At 71.0% G+C, this 9,823-nt stretch carries 8 protein-coding genes; 6 read left to right on the top strand and 2 right to left on the bottom strand.

Annotated elements, in window-relative coordinates; translation table 11 throughout:
* Window positions 1-71: 71 nt before the first annotated feature.
* Window positions 72-1,226: an alpha/beta fold hydrolase gene (locus AB8A24_RS41945; RefSeq protein WP_369479130.1), complete on the bottom strand. Its 1,155-nt coding sequence runs from the start codon at window positions 1,224-1,226 to the stop codon at window positions 72-74.
* Between the two features lie 410 nt (window positions 1,227-1,636).
* Here AB8A24_RS41945 and AB8A24_RS41950 point away from each other — a divergent pair, with 410 nt between their 5' ends.
* The 6 genes from AB8A24_RS41950 (at window position 1,637) to AB8A24_RS41975 (ending at window position 8,713) form a co-directional block, all read left to right on the top strand.
* Complete coding sequence (locus tag AB8A24_RS41950) at window positions 1,637-1,945, top strand: hypothetical protein (protein WP_008742356.1); 309 nt, start codon at window positions 1,637-1,639, stop codon at window positions 1,943-1,945.
* A gap of 102 nt (window positions 1,946-2,047) precedes the next feature.
* Window positions 2,048-2,881, top strand: coding sequence for a hypothetical protein (locus AB8A24_RS41955; RefSeq protein ID WP_328962694.1), 834 nt, complete (start codon window positions 2,048-2,050; stop codon window positions 2,879-2,881).
* Window positions 2,871-4,211, top strand: a complete 1,341-nt coding sequence (locus AB8A24_RS41960) for a hypothetical protein (RefSeq protein WP_328962693.1) — start codon at window positions 2,871-2,873, stop codon at window positions 4,209-4,211. Before AB8A24_RS41955 ends, AB8A24_RS41960 begins: the two co-directional genes overlap by 11 nt.
* Entirely contained in the window at window positions 4,208-5,770 is a 1,563-nt protein-coding gene (locus tag AB8A24_RS41965; protein WP_030733202.1) for an SCO6880 family protein, read from the top strand. The genes AB8A24_RS41960 and AB8A24_RS41965 overlap by 4 nt, the downstream gene beginning before the upstream one ends.
* A gap of 19 nt (window positions 5,771-5,789) precedes the next feature.
* A complete protein-coding gene (locus AB8A24_RS41970) occupies window positions 5,790-7,205 on the top strand; it encodes an ATP-binding protein (RefSeq protein WP_033227127.1) in 1,416 nt (471 codons plus the stop codon).
* A 2-nt stretch (window positions 7,206-7,207) separates the two neighbouring features.
* The gene (locus AB8A24_RS41975) at window positions 7,208-8,713 is read left to right on the top strand and encodes a type VI secretion protein (protein WP_369479131.1); all 1,506 of its coding nucleotides are present in this window, start codon (window positions 7,208-7,210) and stop codon (window positions 8,711-8,713) included.
* Between the two features lie 440 nt (window positions 8,714-9,153).
* Here AB8A24_RS41975 and AB8A24_RS41980 read toward each other — a convergent pair whose 3' ends face one another.
* A complete protein-coding gene (locus AB8A24_RS41980; RefSeq protein WP_369479132.1) occupies window positions 9,154-9,711 on the bottom strand; it encodes a GNAT family N-acetyltransferase in 558 nt (185 codons plus the stop codon).
* Window positions 9,712-9,823 lie beyond the last annotated feature (112 nt).

A 9,823-nucleotide genomic window follows, 5' to 3' on the forward strand; every position in this document is an offset into this window, starting at 1 on the left:
CCCCGACAGCGGTGCCGCACCCGCCCAGCCCCCGCACACCCGCACACCCAGCCCCTCACGCCCTCACGCCCTCACACCCGCGCCAAAAACCCCCGCACGGCGGCGAAGAACCCCTCCGGGTCCCCGACCCGCACCGAGTGCCCCGCCAGCAGCTCCACCAACCGCACCCCCGCCCTCCGCACCGTCATCTCCCGCGCGTGCTCCGCCGACAGCACCCCGCTCCGATCCCCCCGCACCAGCAGCGTCGGCTTCCGCACCTCCAGCCAGTCCCCCCAGTGGTCCCCGTTCAGCCCCCGCTGGGACTCCACCATGTCCTCCGTCTCGAACGCGGTCCCCCACCCGTCCGGGTACTCCTGCAGGGACCTCTCCAGGTACGGCGCCGACCTCCCCGCCCCCGCCAGGAACCCGGCCCGGGTCGCGGCCCGCCTCGGCCACTCCCGCACGAACGACAGGTCGCCGTCGACCACCGCCCCGATGTCCTCGACCACCACCGCCCGCACCAGGTCCGGCCGCCGCGCCGCGAGCTGGTACGCGTTGACCCCGCCCAGCGAGTGCCCCAGTACCACCGCCGGACCCAGCCCCAACTGCTCCAGCAGCGCGACCGCATCCGCCACGTACCCGTCCCGCGTGTACTCCGCCGCCCGGTCGGACCTCCCGTGCCCCCGCTGGTCCAGGGCGATCACCCGCCACGCCGGACCCACCTCCTGGGCCAGCCTCTCGAAGGCCGTCGCCCCCGCCTCGAAGTGCCCGTGCAGCGCCAGCAGCGGCGCCCCCGGCCCCCCGAAGTCCGTATAGGCGAGCCGCCGCCCGTCCTGGGTCACCATCGCCCCCGGCAACGGCCCCAGCTTGTCGATGACCCGCTGCCGCAGCAGCTGGTACTCCTCCCACCGCCTGCGCAACCGCCCCGGAGGCCGCTTCACGATCCGCCCCGGCGTGACCGTCTCCCCCCGCCGGAACTGTTCCCGCGTCAGATCGATACGGACGCCCCCGGGCAGCAGGTTCCACCAGTGGTAGCCCTCCTGCCGGCCGTCGTGGAACACCTCGCCCAGCATCAGGTCCCCACCCACGAGGTCCTGCACCACGAGGGCCGTGATGTCACAGTGCCCCCAACCCGGATTCTCCGGAGTCCAGGGGATCTTCGTGATGTCGGAGGGCTCGCAGGTCTCGGCCGACCATCCCGCCCGGATGGCCGCCTCGAGGTCCGCGAGAGTCCATGGAGTCGTCATGCTCCCCAGCCTGCCGCACCCCACTGACAACCCCGCCGACCACTCCACAGTCACGCTCCCGCGCACCGATGAAACGGCAGGAAGAGGATCGGACGCATGTCGGCGGGCCGGCCCAACGACACGCCACACCACTGCTCCGAACGGCGGCCCCTCACCCCACCCCCCGTACGTCGAGACGACAATCATTGCCCGGCGTCACCCCCCGTGATACACAGAGTGACCGCATGTTCTCGCGCCTACACCCCGCCCCTGCCCAGGTCAGAGCGCGGAAGCGGAGCGCGAGCCGCGAGATCGGGTAAAGAGAGCCGTCAAGTCGACGACGGCGGCGGTTTCATCAGCGAAGATAGTGCGTAACCCCTGCCGTCGGGCAAGGGGCTTCCGGAACTACCCATACAGGGGCGGTGAGTTACATGATCCTGGCAGCCGAAAAGGGCGACATCACCACCATCATCGGCGGAATCGCCCCGAACTGGGGGCCTTTCGGCAGTCTCGGCAACGAAGCGAAGGTCATGATCGAGGTGGTCATGGCCGTCGCGATCCTGCTCTGCCTGGGCATCGCCATCTGGGGGGCGGCCAAACAGCGCATCGGCGCGACCGCCCTGCGCGACACGTTCAGCGCCGAACAGGGCAAGGGCCTGATCGTGGCCGGGCTGACCGGAGTCTTCATCATCGGCTCCCTCGGGACGCTGTTCACGATCGTCTACGGGATGGCCGTCTAGCCGGGTCACGCGCCGGACCCCGTAGCTGATGACGCATCACGACACCACATCCACGCGGGAACCAGCGCTACCGTCGTACGACGCGGAGGGGGCGGACAGGCAATGAGCAACGACGACCAGTACGGCGGCGCCGGCGGCTACGGCGAGGTCGGCGGCACCGGCCAGACCCGCACCCGCCTCCCGGACTCCCCGACCGACCCGTACGGCCCCACCCGCCGCACCCCCCGCGCCTCCCGCAGCCTGATCACCGTGGTCGGCGTGGTGGTCCTCCTGATCGCCGCCATCGCCTTCGCCAACTCGGCCCCGGACACCAAGTCGGACCCCGCCTCGGACAAACCCCCGACGGACTCCTCCACGGCAGCCACGGGCACGAACCCGGTGACGGACAGAACAGCAGGCATCCCCAAGGGCTTCGCCCACGACGAACAGGGAGCCCAATCGGCCGCCGCCAACTTCGCGGTGGCGCTGGGTTCTGACGCCATGTTCAATCCCGCACGCAGACGCGCCATCGTCGACGCCGTCTCCGACGCCAGCACACGGGCGAAGCTCCAGGCCGGGTTCGACGCCGACTACTCGGCCGGACTGCTCTCGCAGATCGGGCTGACCAAGGACGGTCTCGCCCCGGCGGGCTCCGCCTTCGTCAACCGGACCGTCCCCGCCGGGACCAAGGTCAAGACCTTCGCCGGCGAGACCGCCGCCGTTGACGTGTGGTGCATCGGAATGTTCGGACTCACCGGTGAGAAGTCCACCCGGCCGGTGACCAGTGGCTGGTTCACCATCTCCGTCTCCATGAAGTGGAACGGCTCCGACTGGAAGGTCGTCGAGACCGCTCAGAAGGACGGCCCCACCCCGGTCACGGGTGACAACGCCGTGTCCGGATCCGCCGAGATCAGTAGCGCTGTCACCGAATTCGGAGGGTTCACCTATGCCCGGTAGCGCCAGGCTCTCGGCCCTCGGCGTCGGCGCCGCGGCAGCAGCCGTCCAGATCGCGGTCGTCCTCTCCGCCGGCCCCGCGGCAGCGGCCCCGGACCCGACCGCTCCGGCACCAACCACTCCGGCACCGACCACGACCAATGACCCCTGTGCGCTGATCGCGGGACCTGCCCGCGAATACTGCGAGCGCGGCAACGGCGGCAGCACCGGCGGAGCCCCCGGTCTCGCCCCCACCGACCCGGCCGACGCCCTCAACCCCCTCGCCTCCCTCGCCCGCGGCTGCGCCGACGCCGCCTCCTGGATCGTCACCAAGCTCAGCGAAGCGGTAAAGGGCTCGGCCGAGGTCGACTTCACCAACCCCGCCTTCCTCAAGCAGTACTCCGTCGTCTTCGCCGCCTCCACCATCCTCACCCTCGTCCTCTGGCTCTTCGCCGTCGCCAAGCGAGCCGTCCGCGGCGTCCCCCTCACCACCGCCATGTCCGAAGCCATCGGCTTCCTCTGGCTCACCGTCCTCGCCTCCGCCTTCACCCCCCTCATCCTCTACACCGTCGTCTCCGCCACCGACGGCGTCACCGAGGTCATCGCCTCCGCCACCGGCGGCCAGACCGACGTCTTCTTCGGCTCCTTCTCCGAAGCCCTCAAGAAGGGCGACGACATCGGCGGCGGCCCGATCATGCTGATCGTCGTCGCGCTCGTCACCGTCCTCGCCGCCGGCGTGCTCTACCTGGAGCTGTTCATCCGGGCCGCCCTCCTCTACGTCGGCGCCCTCCTCGGCGTCGTCGTCTACTCCGGGCTCGTCGACCGCAACCTCTGGGGCCACGTCCGCCGCTGGGCCGGCATCATGATCGCCGTCATCCTCGTGAAGCCGGTCATCGTCATCGTCCTCGGCCTCGCCGGCGCCCTGACCGGAGAAAAGGGCCCCAACGCCTTCTCCGCCGTCGTCACCGGCCTCGCCATCATCCTCCTGGCGATCTTCGCCTCCGCGATGATCTACCGCTTCGTCCCCGGCTTCGGCGACGAGATCGCCTCCGCCCGCTCCAACCGCAGCAAGGCCACCGACGGCGCCCAAGCGGCCGCCGTCATCAGCTCCCCGGCCTCCCTCGTCTCGCAGGGCATCAAGACCCACAGCAGCCGCGGCGCCCACCGCGGCGACGGCGGCAGCGGCGGCAACAACGCGCCCCGCCCCGCCAACCCCATCTCCGGAGGCGTGGCCGCCCACAGCAGCCGACCCACCTCCGGCGGCGGAGCCGGCGGCGGCGGATCTGTCCCCTCCGCCGCACCCCCGCCCCGCACGAGCTCGAGCACGAGGAACACAGGAGGTGACGGGCGTTGACGACCCAGTCCCACCAGCTGCACCCGGTCGCGCCCCGCCGCACGTATCTCATCGGCCGAGCCCGGCCGAACGCGATCGTCGGCAAGAACCGCGAGACCGGCGAAATCGCCCTGATCATCGCCGGGGCGTTCTTCGGCATGATGAGCGGACTGCTCGTCCCCGACCTCACCCTGCGCATCGTCAGCCTCGCCGGCTTCCCCATGATCGCGCTCGCCGCCGTGTACGTCCCGTACAAGGGCCGCACCTTCTACCGCTGGTTCGAGATCAGCCGCAGCTACAAGCGAACCCTGCGCCGCGGTACGACCTACCGCTCGGGCGCCATGGAAGCCGGCATCCGCGGCTCCGACGGCCGCGAGGTCGAGGTCGGCCCGCCCCCCGGCATCGGCCGCATCAACTGGCTCGCCGCCCCCTTCGGCCCCGACGAGATCGCCGTCCTCCTGCACGCGGACCGCCGCACCGTCACCGCAGCCATCGAGATCGAGGGCCCCGGCGTCGGCCTGCGCGACAGCGAGGACCAAGAAGCCCTCGTCGACCGCTTCGGCACCCTCCTCAAGCACGTGGCCAACGGCGACGGCTTCGTCACCCGCCTCCAGATGCTCGCCCGCACCCTCCCCGCCGACCCCGACGCGCACGCCAAGGACGTGGCCCAGCGCGGCGACACCCAGGCCCCCGGCTGGCTCCGCGACTCCTACGACCAGCTCCAGTCGATGGTGTCCACCTCCTCCGAGCAGCACCGCGCGTACCTCGTCGCCTGCATGCACTACACGCGCGACCTCGCCGCCGAGGCCAACGCCATCGCCCGCGCCGGCACCCCCCACAAGGGCCGCAAGCTCGACCGCGACGCCGGCCTCGCCATCGTCATGGCCCGCGAGCTCACCGACATCTGCGCCCGCCTCGCCGAGGCCGACATCCGCGTCCGCCAGCCGCTGGGCCAGGGCCGCCTCTCCTCCCTCGTGCACTCCATGTACGACCCGGACCACCCCATCGACCACATCCAGGCCATGACCAAGCGCAACGCCTGGCCCGCCGAGCTCGACGCCGTGGAGCCCACCTTCCTCCAGGCCAAGACCCGCGAATCCTCCACCCGCGCCCCTTGGTGCCACGCCACCGCCTGGGTCAAGGAGTGGCCGATGACGCCCGTGGGCGTCAACTTCCTCGCCCCGCTGCTCGTCCACACCCCCGACGTGATCCGTACGGTCGCCGTCACCATGGACCTGGAGCCCACCGAGGTCGCCATCGAGCGCATGCTCACCGAGAAGACCAACGACGAGGCCGACGCCTCCCGCGCCGCCAAGATGAACCGCACCGTCGACCCCCGCGACATCGCCGCCCACGGCCGGCTCGACCAAAGAGGTGAAGATCTCGCCAGCGGTGCGGCAGGAGTCAACCTCGTCGGGTACATCACGGTGTCCTCGCGTTCGCCGGAGGCCCTCGCCCGCGACAAGCGGACGATCCGCGCCTCCGCCGGCAAGTCCTACCTGAAGCTGGAATGGTGCGACCGCGAGCACCACCGCGCCTTCGTCAACACCTTGCCGTTCGCCACCGGCATCCGACGCTAGCTGGAAGGAAGTGCCGCCCATGCGAGATCCCATGTCCGCCCTGACGGACGCCTTCACCAGCTTCCTCTTCGGCAAAGTCGAAACCACGCGCCTGCCCGTCCGCACCTCCACCGGGCAGGCGCAAGCCGTCTACCTGCCCACCGCGGCCCCCGGCCTCGGCGACTCCGGCGTCATCATCGGCCGCGAGGTCTACAGCGGCAAGGGCTACATCTACGACCCCTTCCAGCTGTACGGACAGCAGCTCCCGGCCCCCCACTGGCTGGTCCTCGGCGAATCCGGAAACGGCAAGTCCGCCCTGGAGAAGACCTACGTCCTGCGCCAGCTCCGCTTCAAGGACCGCCAGGTCGTCGTCCTCGACGCCCAGGGCGAGGACGGCGTCGGCGAGTGGAACCTGATCGCCCAGCAGCTGGGAATAACCCCCATCCGCCTGGACCCCATCGCCGCCAACGACGACGGGATCCGCCTCAACCCCCTCGACCCGGCCATCACCGCGACCGGTCAGCTCGCGCTGCTCCGGACCATCATCGAGGTGGCCATGGGCCACGGCCTGGACGAACGCTCGGGCTTCGCCCTGAAGGTCGCGCACGCCTACGTCGTGGAGACCATCACCACGCGCCAGCCGGTCCTGACCGACATCGTGGAACAACTGCGCCACCCCGAGCCCGAATCCGCCCTCGCGATGAACGTCGACATAGACGATGTCCGGGCCTGGGGCCTCGACGTCGCGCTCGTCATCGACCGCCTCGTCGACGGTGACCTGCGCGGCATGTTCGACGGCCCCACCACCGTCGGCATCGACCTCGACGCCCCACTGATCGTCTTCGACCTCTCCCACATCGACCGCAACTCCATCGCGATGCCGATCCTCATGGCGATCGTCGGCGTCTGGCTGGAGCACACCTGGATCCGCCCCGACCGGAAGAAGCGCATCTTCCTGGTCGAGGAGGCCTGGCACATCATCAACAGCCCCTTCGTGGCCCAGCTGTTCCAGCGCCTGCTGAAGTTCGGCCGGCGCCTGGGCCTCTCCTTCGTCGCGGTCGTCCACCACCTCTCGGACGTGGTCGACGGCGCGGCGGCACGCGAGGCGGCGGCCATCCTCAAAATGGCCTCGACCCGAACGATCTACGCTCAGAAGGCGGACGAGGCCAGAGCCACGGGCCGGGTCCTGGGCCTCCCCCGCTGGGCCGTCGAAATCATCCCGACCCTCACCCCCGGCATCGCCGTCTGGGACGTCAACGGCAACGTCCAGGTGGTCAAACACCTGATCACCGAAGCCGAACGCCCCCTCGTCTTCACCGACCGCGCCATGACCGAGTCCTCCGCCCCCACCCGCCTCCCCGCCGACATGCTCGCCGCCGAACTGGAGGCGGAGGAAAGGGCCCTGTCCATCGAACGCCGCCGCGGCGGCCCCGGTTCCGCGACCACGGTGGCCTGACCATGCACGACGCACGACGTACGGAGCCCCCCGCGCGCGGCGGCGGCGTCCCGGACGGCCTGCTGGTCGGCCTCCTGGCCTTCCTCCTCGGCCTCGCCGTCCTCGTCTGGTCGGCCACCGGCCTCGCGGCCGTCCTCGCGAAGGGCTCCTGGCCCGACACGGTCACCTTCACCCGGACCCCGGGGGCCGTCCGCGCCCTGATAGCGCAACCCCACGACATCCCCGCCGCCTGGCCGGACACCGACCCGGCGGCCCTGTCGGGCTGGGGCCTCTTCTGGGGCCTGTTCGTCAGCCAGCTCCTGGTGATGTTCGTCCTCACCGTCTTCGCCATCGGCGTGATCGCCCGCACCAAATCCCGCCGCGCCCTGGCTGAACAGCCGGCGCAGTCTCCCGTCCCAGCCCTCTCCGAGCCGGCCGCGGCCACCCCGGCCCCGCCGGCGTTCGAGACGCGGGGTTCCGGGGGCAGCGCCCCCGGCGGCTCCGCCACGCCGGCGCCGGCAACTGCGCCGGCGCCCTCCGACGAGGCCTACCGCTACGGCTTCGGCTACGCCCCCCAGCCGGCAGCCGCAGCCACCCTCCCGCACGACCCGGCGGACACGAACGGCCTCACCTACGGCGGCCCGAGCGACCGCTTCCGCGCCGCCGCACACCGCATCCGGGAGATCGAGGGGGCGGCCCTCGTCGTGACCTCCTCCCCCACCCTCTGGGCCGAGACCAAGGACGCCCGCGCAAAACTCGGCCCGGTCCTCCTCTACGACCCCTCCCACCTGTGCGACACCCCGGCCCGCATGCACTGGAACCCGGCCGAGGGCTGCGCCGACCGCGACACCGCCGCCGCCCGCGCGATCGCCCTGCTGGCCCCCGTACGACCCCAGGCCCGCATGGACGCGGCCGTGGCCGACACCGCGGAAACCCTCCTCCGCAGCTGGCTGCAGGCCGCCGCCCTGGAGGACCGCCCGTTCAAGCTGCTCCACCGCTGGGCCCAGGGCAACAGCGCCCAGGACCCCGTACGCATCCTCCGTACGCACCCCCAGGCCGCCCCCGGCGCGGCCGGCGAGCTGGAGAGCGCCCTCACCGCCCACCCCGAACGCCGCGAGCTGGCCCAGAACCTGACGGCCCGTGCCCTGTCCTGCCTGACCTCGATCCACATCCGCGAGGCATGCAATCCGAACCGAACAGATGCCCTCACCTTGGCATCATTCGTGACCGAGGGGGGCACCCTCTACGTGGTGGGTGAAGCTCTGGAGGACCCTCGCACCCACCCGGGTGCGATGCCCTTGCTCACCGCACTCGCCTCTCACGTGGTCGAGCACGGCCGCCGCATGGCCGCACGGTCATCCCACGGTCGGCTCGACCCACCACTCTCCCTGGTGCTGGACGACGTGGCCGCCGTGGCCCCGATCCCCCAGCTCCCGGAACTCCTGACCGAGGGAACGCTCCCCCTGCTCGCCCTGTGCCGCAGCCGCGAACAGGCCCGCTCCCGCTGGCCGGAAGCCGTGCTCCCCTGACGGACCCCCCTCGCGGGCCTGCTCCCCTGCGACGTACGTCCCCCACGTGTCCGTGTCGGAGACGCACACGGAACCGCGATGGTCGTACCAGAGCCCACCGTGCGGCAGTTCGCGGATCATCGCCGGGGTCTCTGGCTCGAACCGCAACACGGAGAGCGTCTTCCACCCGTGGGGGATGTGGTCCCAGGACCGTCCGTACTGCTGGGTGACCGCGACGACGGTCGTGGTCACCCGCTCGACGTCCGTGGCCTCGTCCCGCCGGAAGCAGCACGTGTACTGCCGTCCCACCGGGACGTCCGCGTAGTTGTACCCGAGGAACACGACCGCCTCGTTCGCGGCCGGCTGCGGGAGCTCCTTGCCGAAGGCTGTCAGAGCCGTCTCATCGGCATGACACTCGATCAGCAGGAACCGCTCCTCGACAGGAGTGTCCTCTTCCCTCCTCACGCTCCCGGGCGCGTGTGGACGTACTCCCGCTCCTTGGCGCCCGTCTCCAGCGGTATCAGCAGACCGCTGGCCTCGAACCCGTACCGCCGGTAGAAGCTCTCCGCCCGCAGGTTGTCCTCGTGCACGAACAACCGCACCCGCGCGGTCGCCGGCTCCTCCAGCGACCAGGCCCATTCCAGCGCGGCGTCGAACAGCCTCTCCACGAGCCCGCTGCCTCGCTGCTCGGGGCGTACGAACACCCCGACCAGGTGGCCCTGCTGCTGCTCGATGGCCTCACCGAAGTAATCGGTGCCGCCCTGCGCCTCGATGAGCACGGTCACGGACCCGACCCAACGACCGTCACCGGCCTCGGCGATGAACTGCCGGGCACCTCGCCCCTCGGCAGCCCCCGCGGCACGCTGCTGCCAGAACTCGTCGCCCTGGGCGAGCGCCCCCTCCTCGGTCTCCAGGAAGGCCACGGCCGCAGCCGGATCCCGGAGCGCCACCAGCCGAAGCTCCTTCACCTTCTCCCACTCGTCGCCCCGTACGGCCCTGATCACATAGTCATCGCTCATGATCGGGATCCTAACGACCGACCATCGCCGGCTCATCTGCGTTTCTCGGCACACCGAACACCTGCCCGTGAACGCAGAAAAGCCCCGCACCGAACCCATAAGGGCTGGTGCG

This window comes from Streptomyces sp. BF23-19 (assembly GCF_041106355.1).
GTDB lineage: Bacteria > Actinomycetota > Actinomycetes > Streptomycetales > Streptomycetaceae > Streptomyces > Streptomyces virginiae_A.

Coding starts and splice junctions, on each gene's coding strand:
- AB8A24_RS41955 (WP_328962694.1), top strand. CDS start 2,048: ATGAGCAACGACGACCAGTACGGCGGCGCCGGCGGCTACGGCGAGGTC.
- AB8A24_RS41975 (WP_369479131.1), top strand. CDS start 7,208: ATGCACGACGCACGACGTACGGAGCCCCCCGCGCGCGGCGGCGGCGTC.
- AB8A24_RS41960 (WP_328962693.1), top strand. CDS start 2,871: ATGCCCGGTAGCGCCAGGCTCTCGGCCCTCGGCGTCGGCGCCGCGGCA.
- AB8A24_RS41970 (WP_033227127.1), top strand. CDS start 5,790: ATGCGAGATCCCATGTCCGCCCTGACGGACGCCTTCACCAGCTTCCTC.
- AB8A24_RS41980 (WP_369479132.1), bottom strand. CDS start 9,711: ATGAGCGATGACTATGTGATCAGGGCCGTACGGGGCGACGAGTGGGAG.
- AB8A24_RS41950 (WP_008742356.1), top strand. CDS start 1,637: ATGATCCTGGCAGCCGAAAAGGGCGACATCACCACCATCATCGGCGGA.
- AB8A24_RS41945 (WP_369479130.1), bottom strand. CDS start 1,226: ATGACGACTCCATGGACTCTCGCGGACCTCGAGGCGGCCATCCGGGCG.